Raw genomic sequence first — 13,469 nt, forward strand, 5'->3', positions numbered from 1 at the left:
AGTTAATCCTTATAAACTCGCTTCGTTAGAGAGCCTCTTACGTCGCGATATTAGCTAATCCTTATAAACTCGCTTCGTTAAAGGGGTTCTTACATCGCGAAATTAGCTAATCCTTCTAAATTCACTTCGTTAAAGGGGTTCTTACATCGCGAAATTAGTTATACCTTATAAACTCGCTTCGTTAGAGAGCCTCTTACGTCGCAAAATTAATTAATCCTTATAAACTCGCTTCATCAGATCGTTTATCCTACTTATTTCTGCAGAGTCTATAGGTATTGTTACAAAACAACAATAGTTAAGAAAAGAACCAAGTTAAAGAGTCAGGCTGACACCAAAGGGTGCTGCCTGACTCTTGTTCCATTCGTTATGAAAATTTGTGAACAAATCTACTTATCCGCTTCATTGATTCATCCAATTGTTTTAATGATGTTGCATAGGAGCAACGGATATAACCTTCTCCACTCTCCCCAAATACATTACCTGGTACGACAGCAACCTTTTCTTCCTGAAGCAAACTTTCCGCAAACTGTTCAGACGATAGCCCGGTTGCTTGAATCGATGGAAAGACATAAAAGGCTCCACCAGGTAAATGACAAGATAATCCCATGTCATTAAGTGCTTTTACTACAAAGTTTCGCCTTTGACGGTAACTTGTTTTCATTTCCCTAACACTATCTTCCCCATTTTGCAAAGCCTCTAGCGCACCATGTTGAGCCATAGTTGGCGCACACATAATCGTGTATTGGTGAATTTTTGTCATCGCCGCAATTATATCCTCTGGACCGCACGCATAACCTAGTCTCCACCCAGTCATGGCAAATGCCTTAGAGAAACCTGATATAACAATCGTTCGCTCCGACATCCCTTCCAAAGACGCTGGACTCACAAAGTTATCGTCGTAAGAAAGCTCCGCATAAATCTCATCAGAAAGTAATAGAAGGTTATTTTCTTTTATAACAGCAGCAATCTCTTCTAGATCTTCTTTTAACAAAACTGTTCCAGTAGGATTGTTGGGGCTACAAAGGATAATTGCCTTTGTCTTATCCGTGATTACTTCCTGGATTTGTTCAGGTCTGATTTTAAACTCATTATCTGCCTCCGCACTAACTGTTACTGGTACGCCACCAGCAAGAGTCACAGCAGGTGCATAAGATACGAAACATGGCTCTACTACGATAACCTCTTCACCCGGATTCAAAATAGCTCTAAGGGTGATGTCGATAGCTTGACTAGCTCCTACTGTAACAATAACTTGGTTCTCCGGATTATAATCCATTTTATAGTTAACGTTAAGATATTTACTAATCTGTTGTCTTAATTCTAATAAACCTGCATTAGCCGTGTATGCAGTATATCCTTGTTCCAATGAATGATAGCTAGCTTCGATAACATTCCAAGGCGTAACAAAATCTGGTTCACCTACACCGAGGGAAATGACATTTTCCATTTTCGACGCTAAATCAAAAAAACGGCGAATACCTGAAGGCTTCAATTGCTCAACACTTTTTGCTAAGAAACCACGCTCCATCATGGTGACACCATAATCCTTTTATCAGTATCATCGTCATCATCAAAAATGATTCCATCATGCTTATACTTTTTCAAGACAAAATGAGTCGTAGTTGAAATGACTGTATCTAAAGTCGACAATTTATCAGAGACGAACCTACTGATTTCCATCATTGTTTTTCCTTCAACTGATATAGAAAGATCGTAAGCACCAGACATTAAATAAACAGCTTTAACCTCAGGAAATCGGTAAATGCGTGAAGCAATCTTATCGAAACCTACTCCCCTCACAGGCGTTACTTTCACATCAATCATAGCTGTTACGCCTTCGTACTCTAATACATTTGACCAATTTACTAGCGTAGAGTAACCGATAATCGCATGTTCTGCTTCCAGTTTTTCAATCATTGCGACTACCTCTTCCGTACTTAACTCAATCATTTGGGCAATTTTTTCGGTTTCTAATCTACCGTTTCTTTCCAACAACTTTAGAAGTTCTAACTCTTTTTGTTCCATGTTGCACACCTACTTTTCCAAACAGAGAATTTTGATAATTTTATCTAATCTTACTACAAACTTTTCTAAATATAAACCATACAATCATTCTAATTTAGTTTTCCCATCTTATGCACCTCTTGCATAACTTATTTAAAAAAGGAGTATTAAACATGAACTTTACTTATACAGATTTCCTTGCTTCCATTGGAATAGATCGTGCCCATCCTGGAGGTAAATTAGCTACAGAAAATTGGTTGAAGGAAATTGATTTACCTCCTAATTCTGCCATTCTTGAGGTAGGGTGCGGGACAGGAAAAACACTCTGGGATCTAGCTTCCAAAACTTCAGGAACATTAGTAGGAGTTGATAAACACACTTCTATGATTGAACATGCAAAAAAACAGGTGAAAAGGATCCCCAAAATAAACGTAGTGAAAGCCAATACAGAATCCTTACCTTTTGAAGATGACTCTTTTGATTTGATTATTTCAGAGTCGGTAACGGCATTTACACATATAGAACAGTCTATTCAGGAATATAATCGTGTTCTCAAGCCTACTGGTCTTTTAGTCATGCTAGAAATGACTATTATAGATGAACTTGAACAATCTGAATATGACTATATTCGTAGCTTTTACGGAATTGAACAGTTACTTTCTGAGAAAGAATGGTTAAAAGTACTCAAGGAAAAAGGATTTAATCATATAAATGTTAAAAACAGTGAAATGTACTCTGAAGAAGAATTAGAAATTGATCCGTCTCTTTGGACAGATAAGCATTTTGATAAAATGGCGGAGCACTATGCTATTAATACGACTTACGGACATAAAATAGGAGCAAACCTTTACTTTTGCCAACGATAAGGGGGATTTTTTCATGACTATAGTCGATACCCATAATTGGCTAATAGCTTACACGAAAAACAAGAAAGATAAATTCAAGGATAATCTCCATGTTCAATGTGATGAGATTTGCGAACCATTGCTTCCTTATTTTAATGATGTAAATGCGTATGATATTCATCAACATCTGCTAAGCCACGGTCTTTTTATTCCTGACCCTTTGGATAAACAAATTATTAAAAAAATGATTAAGGATAATCAGTGGAAATCTGCTAATAAAGTCATAACACAGTTAAGCAAATTATGGGGTGGTCCTGATGTTCCTGTGTTTATTTTTCCATCTGATCACACGAACAAAACATTACGAACAGAGTTTAAAGGGCGTTCTGGTTTAAGCTATCACGATAAAGTTTTTCTTTTTATCACAGATACAACTACTAAAAAGGAATTACAGGCATTGATTACACATGAGTATAACCATGTAACAAGACTGAATGAAGTAAATATTCAGGAAGAAAAACTCAACTTATTAGACGCATTAGTACTTGAAGGGATGGCTGAACTAGCAGTTAAAAACGAACTTGGTCCCGATCACCTATCTAATTGGACTAGTATGTACTCTAATGAATTCGCTCATAAAGCCTGGAATAAATGGATAAAACCAAACTTAGCATTAAAAAAAACAAACTTAATTCACGAAAAAATCATGTATGGTTCCAAGGTGATTCCTAAATGGTTAGGGTATAATGTTGGATACCACCTCGTTTCCTCTTACAATCAAACCCACCAAACATCCATGTACGACCTTATTAGACTATCTTCTCAAGAAATTCTAGATGGCTCCGAGTTTGGTTAGTTCCTTCTTCGTTTGTACACTTATATGAAAAAATGTGTGATCGCCTTTGGCGGATACCCTCTACACTAATTAACTTCTTTCATACAATATATTAAACCTGTATGAAAGGAGTTGTACGAATGTCCCGTTATCATTCTGTCTGTAAAAGACATGTAGGACGCGCAGTAAAAATAACAACAGTAGATGGTAGAGTTCACAGAGGAATCATTCGAAATGTGAATAACACACATGTATTTTTAGAAGGAGTTCCAGCTAGAAACCTTGGTGGTTATGGGTATGGTTATTATCGAAGACCATACGGATATAGACCCGGATTTGGTTGGGGAGTTGCTTTAGGCTCCATTGCTACTTTGGCACTACTACCATTTTTCTGGTGGTAGAAAGAATAAAAGCAAAAACACCAACTTCCTAGAATACCAGAAAGACGAATTCCCTAAACCGAGAATTCGTCTTTCTACATTTTTCTACAAATATCGGGTGGTGACAGGCACCTTACATACTTCTTCCCTTGACTCGCTTTAAGGTTGCTACGATAAGAAAACTAACAATTACTAATAAAAGCCAAGAACTTACTTTACCTATATGGACAAGACTCCATGCTTCCGTTTGATTAGGGTATTCCCATGCTCCAAAAAAAGTTGCAATATTTTCTGCTATCCAAATAAAAAAACCGATAAGCACAAAGGAGAACGCAATTGGCATACGATAACGAATTCCACCCACTTCATAGGTAACCCATGATTGCCAAAAAACGATAATGACAAGCGCAGATAAATAAAAGCGGACGTCAATCCAATAATGGTGTGTGAAAAAGTTCAAATAGATTGCAGCAGCAAGAGGTACAACAACCCAGAAACGTGGCCATTTTTCCAGATCCACTTTTAGCCTTCTCCATGCCTGACAGAGATAACTAGCTACACTAGCATACATAAATCCGCTATACAATGGTACTCCAAATATTTTGGAGTATCCTTCCTCCGGGTAAGACCATGAGCCCATGTGTACCTTGAAAAGTTCTAACGCGAGTCCAATCAGGTGAAACAAGGTAATAACCTTTAGTTCATCACGAGTTTCTATCTTAAAATGAACCATTGCCCACTGCATTAGAAGACAAATAATCAATAGCCAATCATACCTTGGTAGAAAGGGAAAGGCTATGATTTTTGTAAATGCTAAGGAGAGAAAAATTACAACAGGAAACAAACATGATAGTGCTTGCTCCCACGCAAAACGTACTAGTTGTTTAAGTAAACGTAAGGATTTGACAGGTTTTTTATGAGTATCACTTTGAATAGTTAGATTCATGAGTATCCCCTTCAACTCTTTAGGTCAAGGCATCCGGAAGAAGAAACCGTTATTCTTCCCCATCTTCCTCACTACGATATTCCAAAACATCTCCAGGCTGACATTCTAATGCCTTACAAATTGCATCTAAGGTTGAGAGCCTAACTGCTTTTGCCTTGCCATTTTTTAAGATAGAAAGGTTAGCCATTGTAATACCAACTCTTTCCGAAAGTTCTGTAACACTCATTTTCCTTTTCGCTAACATCACATCTATATTTATAATAATCATTGTTTTATCACCTCAGACCGTTAAATCATTTTCTGACTTTATATCAATTGCTTCTTGAAGAAGTTTTTGGAGAACCGCAGCAAAGACCGCAATTACCATCGAAGCAAAAGGAACAATCAACCCAACAAATATGACTCCCGGTGCATCGTCTATTTCCGCAAAAAGATAAAAGAGCGGTAAAACTAGAACATGCAAAACACTAATCGTAATTGCACAGATTTTAATTTTCTTTAAAGCTTGCACAGAACTTTGCGAGAAAGCTTTATTTTTGTCAATATAGCGCAAAAGTTTGAAAGCCTGATATAAAGCAAAATAAAAAGGTATCGCAGATCCATAAAAAATAATCGAAACAAGATATTTGATTTGTGTAAAGTCTGGAAGTAACTCGACCGCAATCTCACTTAACTCTGGAACTAAAAAAATACACAAAGCAAGAACTGGAACTCCCAAAAATATAACCGCTATCTTTAGAAATAACGTTGTAACTTTTTTCATAAAAGCACCTCACTAATTAATTATCCATTTTAATTTACCATACAATTTATCGTTTTACAATAACTATGTATCGATTTCAGGTATAATTTTATTCTATATAGACCTAGAACAACAGTGAAAAGAGGGCCTATTTAAAAGTTGGGGTCTCCCCCCTTATTGCACTGCTTAATCATAGTTAAATATGATTATAGTAACCTAAACCTAAGCTAGTACCTTCTATTGTTAATTTCTTCTACAATTAAAGTCAAAAGATTTTCCAGGCTTCGATATTCATCATCTAAGAGGTAATATTCTATTCTATCTTGCATTACATATAATTCGAAGTCAGAAAAATTTTGGATAACACTTTTCACGTTCATGTCACCACCCCCTTTCTTTGGGGGAGACATATTAAATTTTAACAAAATATTACTTTTAGGTATGAAAATAAACCGAAATAGTACATATAATTTCTCATCGTGTAAATTAATAACAAACTTTGACAAATGAAACTATAAACATTACTATCCGGTTAATCGAAAGTATAGGAAGAAATTCAGAGGTTAAAAAACAGTGGAAGAATTACTTTTTCACACTCCAAGATAAATAAAGGAACATATAAACGCAGCGTAATACCATTTAATGCAGCTGCCTATAAGTAGTTATTTTATTATTTTTTGGTATTCATAGATAAAGTAATCTAATTCTTGACTAGCACGAACCGTCTTTTCATTATTCAATCCATGAACATCACCAACCTTGATTAATTCTCCTCTTAGAAATTCAATGTAAGATATGAGTTCCCCAGGACTTAGAACTAAATTTTTCGCCATAAAATCTCTCCTTTTTACAAAAAAATACAATTTTAAGTAATATTCTACCAGTTTATTACTAATTAGTGAATAAAAATATGTATGATTGCTGAACTTTATCTACTTATGAGATCTATTTAAATGTAAGTTGAAAGTATGTTTAAAAAATCACAAGAGAAAAACACCACTTGTAAGGTATACAATTGGTGTTTTTCATCATTTTATCATCAATTATCCATGTAATTTCTTTGCTGTTTCAGCTACTAGTTTGCCGTACTCTCTTCCAATTTGCATTTCTGTTTCATTCGGCTTGTTCATAGGTGCTTCTTGTGAGGTCTCAACTGGAATTACCGCTGTTGCACCATAAGGATTCCCATATTGCGCACGATCAGCGTTAATGGGACCTGCATTAGATACAATTACCATACCATGGTGTTGCATTGGAGTTTGAAGTGCTCTACACACGTTTTCCACGCCACCATGTTGTGTAGACGTAGTAGCGAATACTCCTCCAACTTTACCTTGAAGGGCACCTGTAAACCATAGCTGGCCAAGCTTAGAAAAGAAGGTTGCTAACTTTGGATTAGGTTCACCAAAAATGCCAGAAGATCCCCAAATAATACCTGCAGCATCCTTTAACTCATCTGGTTCTGTTTCATCAACAGATTTATATATCACCTCAGCACCCTCAACTTGTTTTGCACCTTCCACAATTGCACTTCCTAATACCTCTGAGTGTCCATACATACTTCCATGTAAAACTAATATTTTCATCATAAGTTACCCCATTTCAAGAATTAATATCCAGAATATTATGATCAAACATTACCCTAATTATTCCGAATATAATTGTCTAGATATGAAATTACATATTTTTCGTTATACCATTTTCTGCAACTTATATTAAATTTAAAACCACCTACTTTTTATGTAGATGGTTATGATACAGCCCATAATTTTAGAAGGGAAAGAATATATATTCATCAATTAGTCGAATCGCCAGAGGTATTCTTATATTTGTCTTCAAATACATCAATCGGTCGGACCACTTTTAACCCCTTTTGTAGTTTTACAGATTGATAGAAATAATATGAAGAATATTTATACTTTTTGCAATTAGAATAATACTCTCCTAATTGCATATAGCAATCATTAAAGATAACTATACTTCTTAGTAAAATGAAAGTAGTCTATTAATTCATTTAAGTTTTTCTTATAAGTATCTAAATCACCGATTAATGCGTAATAATGATAATCTGTAACCTTATTTATAGACATTGAGAGAACTATGAAAGTTCCTAGTTCCTATAACTCTTCAAGAACAAAAAAACTGCTACAATCCTATCCCCATCGGATAATAGATTTGTAAGCAGCCTTCACTATAATGAACTTTATAAATTGCACAGTATCCTGTTCTTCGTGTTTAATCTATTTTGCAAAATAGTTTCTAATTAAACTAGCCTAATTCGCCATATAATAATACTAACTGTTAAAAGAGAAGTTACCATTGAAACGAGCACTCCTAAAACAATCCAAAGGAAGCTAATTTGGAAAATAGTTAATATTACCACGGTTGTAAGGATACCTAAAATAATAGATGGAGCTACCCAAATAATTACTTCTTTCAAATGATGGATTCGTATTCTTTTCTTACTCCAACCAATTACATAATACATGTAATATTCGTTCTCACGTTTTCTTATCAACGCATAGAAACAATCACTAATACTTATCGTCGATAGTAAATAAACAATAAGTAGAATCGTAATTTGAATCCCATTTGTTTCAGATAATGCATATTTTCCTAGTGACGTAACGGAAGCTTTTGCAAAGTTGTCTCCTAAGACTGCCACCTGTAAACTTATGAGAATAAATGAAATTAGCAAGATGAATGCGGTTGGTATAATAGATTCCTTATAGTAAAGAATGGAATGAAACCTTTTGTATGGTTCCGTTCTCAGCTTGTTACCTAGCTTTCTATTCATCGTAACAGTAATAAATGTTAATGCTATAATTCCTAAACCAATAACTACAAAATAACTGTTTGTAGGCAAATGAAAAAAGTATATAAATATAAGAGAAACAAAGAAAGCAACAAGTAACAATAGATAATACTCCATACTGTTACGAAGCTTAATCTTTTTATTACTCCACCCAACTGTTGAAAGTAAATTATTTTCATCTTCTAATACATACTTCTCAAAGGTTAGTCGAATATATATCCATAATAATCCAAAAAATGAAAATAAACCAGTTGATAAAAGCGTAAATAGATTCCAACTTTCAGTAAGGGATTGTGCGATCCCTAAAGTAGTCCAATCTTCGGTAACTGCTCCAATTCCTTCTACATCGAGGGTCATTTTTTTAAAAGAGGACGCCGCTACAATATCAACTTCATAACCTTGTTCTAGTAATTGCCTAGCAACAAGGTCAATCTTTTCTTGACTTTGTTTATTATATTGTGTAATTCCAGCAACCTTTATTCTTACGGCGTCAATAGGCTTTTCCCCTTTAATTAGTTCCGCCATCTCCAAAGTTGTAACACCTGCAGCCGGTGCAGGGATAAAACTTCCTGGTATAGTAGTTGCTGTTAATTCTGTTCCATCGGCAGCTTCAGCTGTTATATCTCCATATATACCTAAAGGACTACTTGTCAGTTGAGGTTCTTTATTTTTAACTTCAAATTTACCCATCTGGTGAATAAGAAATGGAATCTCCGTCGATTCTTCCATCGATATACCATGTTTTTCTACTTGTTTATAGGAAGGTGGCTCTCCATCTCTAACAATACTAACTTTGGGTGTTGCTTTTAGATTTTTGTAGTTTGTCTTAGAAGCAGTGAAATAAATAGAGGTATCATGATCAGTCATAAATGAACCGTTCTCTATTACTTTCAAGTCTTTGGTAATTGCTAATGCCGTTCCATTGAAGGGACTTTGAAAAGCTGAGAGGTTAAACAGTTTATTCTGCGTGTTTTTAGCTGGTACTTTCAAAAGCTCCTGATACATTGGATTAAACTGTTCTAAGTTTACAGCTCCCTCCATTAACCAATTATCTTTTGTTAAGTCCATTTTATCTAAATATGTGTCTAATTGAACATTTATCGTGTCCAGCTGTAAGTCAATAAACAATGGTATATTTATATCTTTCCTCTGTAATACCTTAACAACTGGTGGATTCCCGTAATTGTCTAAAATACTCTGTAACATTTCTGACTCTGGATCTTTCTCTAACTTAGAGAAATCAATGTTTGTTAGTTTTTCTTCACTTTCTGGATCAATGGCAGCTAGCAAATAATAATTTTTTGGCATTATTACTGTCATTGCTATACTATTATTACTTGAGATCGGATCTCTTATATATTGAATAAGACCGGGTTTTGTTTCTTCAAAGTAAACAAGCTGATCAGGTTCCGTGACAGGGTATTGATTTATTCCATCTGATGTGAAAAATTGCCATTTAATCCTAGTAGGAACATCAAGCTTTGGAAGTTCAATAGACACCTGTTGACCTGTAAAGTAACCGATGGATGCTACAGGTGCTGCAACCTCTACGTTGGGATTCTTTTGAATGTCCTTCCAATCAGCAAGCGAGATACCACCTTGACCATCCCCAATATAGTTGTCCTCCACTACTTTTAATGTTCTTTCAACATTAGTCCTAGAGTTCTCGGGACGGACTAACAAATCATAGCTACCTCTTCCATATTTTTCAATAGTATATTTTATAGCAAGTTCAGATTCCTTTGACTGATGAATACCATAGGTTGTTAAAAATAATAAACTAATGAAGGCTAGAAGCATAAAAATAGAGGTGGTTTTTCTGTTTTTTAATCGTTGTATAATTAGGTGAATCATAGCAAAACACCTTCATTAATAAGTTTACCGGTAGATAGTCGAAATAGTTGGTCACTATGGGAAGCAACCTCTAAATCATGCGTTACTAAAATAATCCGTTTTCCTTCTTCTTTAAGACTCTTTAATAGGTTTACAACTCTATCTCTATTTTGTTCGTCTAAGTTACCAGTAGGTTCGTCACAAAAGAGTGTAGCGGGATTTGCAATTAGTGCTCTAGCTATAGCTACCCTTTGCTTCTCACCACCTGATAAGCCGTTTGGTAAACGTTTAAAGAGATTTTCATTTATCCCTACACGTTTAAGGAGATCAACTGCAATAGGATAAAGTTCCTTTTTAGGACGATCATACATTAGAGGTAGCATAACGTTATCTAGCACAGAATAATAAGGTAATAGTTTATAATCCTGAAAAATGAATCCGATGTTAAACCTACGATAATCACTTCTTTGTTTTTCTTGTAAACCAAACAAATCAACATCATCAAAGTAGACTTTTCCTTCATCGGGCATTAACAAGCCTGACAAACAATGAAGAAGTGTGGATTTACCCACACCAGAAGGGCCGATAATCGAAGTCCACGATCCTTTTGGCAGAGTTATATCTATCCCATTCAAAATACTTAACTTATTTTCAAAAGACTTATGTAGATTTCGTACTTTCAATAAAAAGTCACTCCCTTTGTGAGACTTTCACTTAAAGACTATGTATAAGTTTAATAACGTCATTTTATTATGCTTCCAAAAACATAGTAGGCTCTTCCGATTTAAGAAAATCATCCCATTAAATTCAATATTATTCCACAATAAATATACCTAACTTTTAATAGAATTAAATGAATCATTAAGTGAAATATGTACTACTTTTAACAAAATTAGTGAATTATCGACAAAAAGCTATAAATTCAATCTTTTCTCGACAACACCAATGTTATTTAGGGTTATATAGAAACTAAGAACACCTCTCTGACCATTCACTGTTAAAGATATAGAATGACACTTAACAAATCTTGTAAGAAAGATTATAGAAGAAAAAGTCTGGGTTAAATTAGGTAAATTAAATATATTGTTGGAAAGGTAAATGACACAATTTTTTCACAATATCCAATTTTACTCATTCCTCAAACTCTTAGCTAGTTCTGTTAATATGTCATGATTCTGTATATAGTAGGCTCTTCCTTGTTTTGTTAAATAACCCTTTTCACAAAATTGTGCCAATACATGTAAGAGATGTCGATAGGACACGCCCAAAAATTCACAAACAGTGATGTGCTTTTCTTTATACATACCATTATCAGCGGTTTGTAGGATAAAATCAGCAAGACGGTTTTCAAGTGGAAACGATAGACTTTGATAATATTTCTCCGCCATTTTCGTTGACTTCACACTAAGAAAATTAGCTAATTTACGTAGAAATTTATTATCTTCCAATAGTTGTTTGCGAAAACTATTGATTGGTATGGCAAAGCAAATGGTCTTAGTTGATGCTTGAATTCCCTTAGTGTAATAAACATCATTTAACAATTCCATTTCCCCAATAAATTCGTTGGGGTTAATAAAATTTATTAAAGATACCTTTCCATTTTGATGTGTAATATATATTTTAGCTTTTCCCTCTAGAACATAAAATAAGTAATGTGGTCTCTCACCCTCTTTAATGATCCACTCGCCCCTAGCATACTCATGGATTTCCAAAAACTCTTCCAATGATAAAGAAAAAAATTGTTCGATAGACGCTTTCTCTATATAAAGCTGTCTTTTCTCATTTTTATAAATTTCCATCTTTCACACCTCAAAATAGGAGATATCTCATATTATTTTATCTTTAACCAGTATATCATTTCTTTTAAGGAGATGGTTTTAAATGAATGTACAACGCTGGATGAGCAGACAATACTTTAGCTTCTTTCTAACTTGGGGAATTTTTCTTCCTTATTGGACTGGTTGGATGATTAATACGAAGGGAATTACTATATCAGAAGTTGGATTAATTATGAGTATTGGGTTGATAGCAAGAGGATTTTCCACTTTATTTTTCTTTCCGTTATCATCTTCCAGATACAGTAGTAAAACGGTTATAAATGGTGCAGCCGTAGGTACATTAATCACTTTACTTCTTTGTATCCTGGCAAATTCCTTTACTAGTTTGCTAGTATTAACGTTACTACTGCACATATTCTATCCTATATTAATGCCTGCGTTGGATAGTGCTGCTGGTATTTTAGCTAGAAATAAACAATTAAGGGATTATGGGAAAAGTAGGCTATGGGGTTCCATCGCTTTTGTTGTGGCAGGTTTAATCCTAACTGTTTTTACCGAGTCCTTTGGCGATGAAATGATTTTATTGTCTATGTTAGTAGGTATAATAGCATTCATCGTGATAGGCTTTATGCGTACCCCTAAGCTATTATTAGAAAAGCCGAAACCAGAGCGAGGCAAACAAAATAGTATGCTAGGTTTATTTCGCATTAAACACTTTGGCTTAGTACTTATTATTGTGATATTATTACAAGCTGCTCACGCTTCTTATTACAATTATGGTTATATATATTTACAAGAAATAGCAGTACCAGGTTACTTGATAGGTGTCATTATAAATATTGCTGTGGTTGCTGAAATCATTTTCTTCGCCATAGCAGATAAAAAGTTCAATAAATTCTCGGTAGGCTCTTTACTTATGCTAGCGGGAATGGGGTCAACTTTAAGATGGATATTAGTATTCTCCTTTCCAAGTATTATTATTTTCAGTATTTCACAAGTACTACATGCTTGTTCGTTCGCAATGGCACATTATGCTTTTATGAAATTCTTAATTAAAAATGTCCCAAATAGCCTGGTGCCTAAAGCACAGGGTATATATTCGGCATTAGCACTAAGCTGGAGTACTGCAGTTTTTACTACTCTTGGTGGATATTTATATGAAATGGAGCCAAGGTATGCATTCATTGGAATGGTTATCAGTACTATTCCTGCCCTGATACTTGCAATATTTTACCGAAACTTGCAAGTAAAACAAAAGGCAATCATTGCTACTTAGATATATTACTTTATA

At 34.7% G+C, this 13,469-nt stretch carries 16 protein-coding genes; 4 read left to right on the forward strand and 12 right to left on the reverse strand.

Annotated elements, in window-relative coordinates:
• Positions 1–364: 364 nt before the first annotated feature.
• Together H7K77_RS14675 and H7K77_RS14680 are read right to left on the reverse strand one after the other, a co-directional pair.
• The gene (locus H7K77_RS14675; protein ID WP_407926439.1) at positions 365–1,528 is read right to left on the reverse strand and encodes an aminotransferase; all 1,164 of its coding nucleotides are present in this window, start codon (positions 1,526–1,528) and stop codon (positions 365–367) included.
• Positions 1,528–2,025: an Lrp/AsnC family transcriptional regulator gene (locus H7K77_RS14680; protein WP_186578651.1), complete on the reverse strand. Its 498-nt coding sequence runs from the start codon at positions 2,023–2,025 to the stop codon at positions 1,528–1,530. Before H7K77_RS14680 ends, H7K77_RS14675 begins: the two co-directional genes overlap by 1 nt.
• Positions 2,026–2,177: 152 nt before the next feature.
• Here H7K77_RS14680 and H7K77_RS14685 point away from each other — a divergent pair, with 152 nt between their 5' ends.
• From H7K77_RS14685 to H7K77_RS14695, 3 genes are all read left to right on the forward strand, one after another.
• Positions 2,178–2,870 (forward strand): class I SAM-dependent methyltransferase, encoded by a 693-nt coding sequence (locus tag H7K77_RS14685; protein WP_186578653.1) that lies wholly within the window; start codon positions 2,178–2,180, stop codon positions 2,868–2,870.
• A gap of 13 nt (positions 2,871–2,883) precedes the next feature.
• Positions 2,884–3,705: a DUF2268 domain-containing protein gene (locus tag H7K77_RS14690; protein ID WP_186578655.1), complete on the forward strand. Its 822-nt coding sequence runs from the start codon at positions 2,884–2,886 to the stop codon at positions 3,703–3,705.
• Positions 3,706–3,824: 119 nt separating this feature from the next.
• Positions 3,825–4,085, forward strand: a complete 261-nt coding sequence (locus H7K77_RS14695) for a hypothetical protein (RefSeq protein WP_186578657.1) — start codon at positions 3,825–3,827, stop codon at positions 4,083–4,085.
• A gap of 112 nt (positions 4,086–4,197) precedes the next feature.
• Here the strand turns inward: H7K77_RS14695 and H7K77_RS14700 are convergent, their stop codons facing one another.
• The 10 genes from H7K77_RS14700 to yeiL form a co-directional block, all read right to left on the reverse strand.
• Entirely contained in the window at positions 4,198–5,010 is an 813-nt protein-coding gene (locus H7K77_RS14700; protein ID WP_186578659.1) for a DUF817 domain-containing protein, read from the reverse strand.
• Positions 5,011–5,059: 49 nt separating this feature from the next.
• Positions 5,060–5,278 carry a helix-turn-helix domain-containing protein gene (locus H7K77_RS14705; RefSeq protein WP_186578661.1) on the reverse strand — a complete coding sequence of 73 codons (219 nt, stop codon included), beginning with the start codon at positions 5,276–5,278 and terminating at the stop codon, positions 5,060–5,062.
• Between the two features lie 12 nt (positions 5,279–5,290).
• Complete coding sequence (locus H7K77_RS14710) at positions 5,291–5,773, reverse strand: DUF2975 domain-containing protein (protein WP_186578663.1); 483 nt, start codon at positions 5,771–5,773, stop codon at positions 5,291–5,293.
• 206 nt (positions 5,774–5,979) lie between these two features.
• Positions 5,980–6,132 carry a hypothetical protein gene (locus H7K77_RS14715; protein ID WP_186578665.1) on the reverse strand — a complete coding sequence of 51 codons (153 nt, stop codon included), beginning with the start codon at positions 6,130–6,132 and terminating at the stop codon, positions 5,980–5,982.
• A gap of 282 nt (positions 6,133–6,414) precedes the next feature.
• Positions 6,415–6,585, reverse strand: coding sequence for an aspartyl-phosphate phosphatase Spo0E family protein (locus H7K77_RS14720; protein ID WP_186578666.1), 171 nt, complete (start codon positions 6,583–6,585; stop codon positions 6,415–6,417).
• A 210-nt stretch (positions 6,586–6,795) separates the two neighbouring features.
• Positions 6,796–7,338: an NAD(P)H-dependent oxidoreductase gene (locus H7K77_RS14725; RefSeq protein WP_222599382.1), complete on the reverse strand. Its 543-nt coding sequence runs from the start codon at positions 7,336–7,338 to the stop codon at positions 6,796–6,798.
• 378 nt (positions 7,339–7,716) lie between these two features.
• A complete protein-coding gene (locus tag H7K77_RS21555; protein ID WP_268911921.1) occupies positions 7,717–7,842 on the reverse strand; it encodes a hypothetical protein in 126 nt (41 codons plus the stop codon).
• A gap of 173 nt (positions 7,843–8,015) precedes the next feature.
• Positions 8,016–10,421 carry an ABC transporter permease family protein gene (locus H7K77_RS14730; RefSeq protein WP_186578670.1) on the reverse strand — a complete coding sequence of 802 codons (2,406 nt, stop codon included), beginning with the start codon at positions 10,419–10,421 and terminating at the stop codon, positions 8,016–8,018.
• Positions 10,418–11,083 carry an ABC transporter ATP-binding protein gene (locus tag H7K77_RS14735; protein ID WP_186578672.1) on the reverse strand — a complete coding sequence of 222 codons (666 nt, stop codon included), beginning with the start codon at positions 11,081–11,083 and terminating at the stop codon, positions 10,418–10,420. The genes H7K77_RS14730 and H7K77_RS14735 overlap by 4 nt, the downstream gene beginning before the upstream one ends.
• A gap of 444 nt (positions 11,084–11,527) precedes the next feature.
• A complete protein-coding gene (gene yeiL / locus H7K77_RS14740; RefSeq protein ID WP_186578674.1) occupies positions 11,528–12,199 on the reverse strand; it encodes a transcriptional regulator YeiL in 672 nt (223 codons plus the stop codon).
• A gap of 82 nt (positions 12,200–12,281) precedes the next feature.
• Here yeiL and H7K77_RS14745 point away from each other — a divergent pair, with 82 nt between their 5' ends.
• Entirely contained in the window at positions 12,282–13,454 is a 1,173-nt protein-coding gene (locus tag H7K77_RS14745) for an MFS transporter (RefSeq protein WP_186578676.1), read from the forward strand.
• The last annotated feature ends 15 nt before the right edge of the window (positions 13,455–13,469 follow it).

Origin of the sequence: Aquibacillus kalidii, assembly GCF_014280935.1 — a bacterium.
Classification (GTDB): Bacteria; Bacillota; Bacilli; order Bacillales; family Amphibacillaceae; genus Aquibacillus_D; species Aquibacillus_D kalidii.

Coding starts and splice junctions, on each gene's coding strand:
- H7K77_RS14680 (WP_186578651.1), bottom strand. CDS start 2,025: ATGGAACAAAAAGAGTTAGAACTTCTAAAGTTGTTGGAAAGAAACGGT.
- H7K77_RS14695 (WP_186578657.1), top strand. CDS start 3,825: ATGTCCCGTTATCATTCTGTCTGTAAAAGACATGTAGGACGCGCAGTA.
- yeiL (WP_186578674.1), bottom strand. CDS start 12,199: ATGGAAATTTATAAAAATGAGAAAAGACAGCTTTATATAGAGAAAGCG.
- H7K77_RS14690 (WP_186578655.1), top strand. CDS start 2,884: ATGACTATAGTCGATACCCATAATTGGCTAATAGCTTACACGAAAAAC.
- H7K77_RS14745 (WP_186578676.1), top strand. CDS start 12,282: ATGAATGTACAACGCTGGATGAGCAGACAATACTTTAGCTTCTTTCTA.
- H7K77_RS14675 (WP_407926439.1), bottom strand. CDS start 1,528: ATGGAGCGTGGTTTCTTAGCAAAAAGTGTTGAGCAATTGAAGCCTTCA.
- H7K77_RS21555 (WP_268911921.1), bottom strand. CDS start 7,842: ATGTCTATAAATAAGGTTACAGATTATCATTATTACGCATTAATCGGT.
- H7K77_RS14685 (WP_186578653.1), top strand. CDS start 2,178: ATGAACTTTACTTATACAGATTTCCTTGCTTCCATTGGAATAGATCGT.
- H7K77_RS14730 (WP_186578670.1), bottom strand. CDS start 10,421: ATGATTCACCTAATTATACAACGATTAAAAAACAGAAAAACCACCTCT.
- H7K77_RS14705 (WP_186578661.1), bottom strand. CDS start 5,278: ATGATTATTATAAATATAGATGTGATGTTAGCGAAAAGGAAAATGAGT.
- H7K77_RS14725 (WP_222599382.1), bottom strand. CDS start 7,338: ATGAAAATATTAGTTTTACATGGAAGTATGTATGGACACTCAGAGGTA.
- H7K77_RS14700 (WP_186578659.1), bottom strand. CDS start 5,010: ATGAATCTAACTATTCAAAGTGATACTCATAAAAAACCTGTCAAATCC.
- H7K77_RS14710 (WP_186578663.1), bottom strand. CDS start 5,773: ATGAAAAAAGTTACAACGTTATTTCTAAAGATAGCGGTTATATTTTTG.
- H7K77_RS14720 (WP_186578666.1), bottom strand. CDS start 6,585: ATGGCGAAAAATTTAGTTCTAAGTCCTGGGGAACTCATATCTTACATT.
- H7K77_RS14715 (WP_186578665.1), bottom strand. CDS start 6,132: ATGAACGTGAAAAGTGTTATCCAAAATTTTTCTGACTTCGAATTATAT.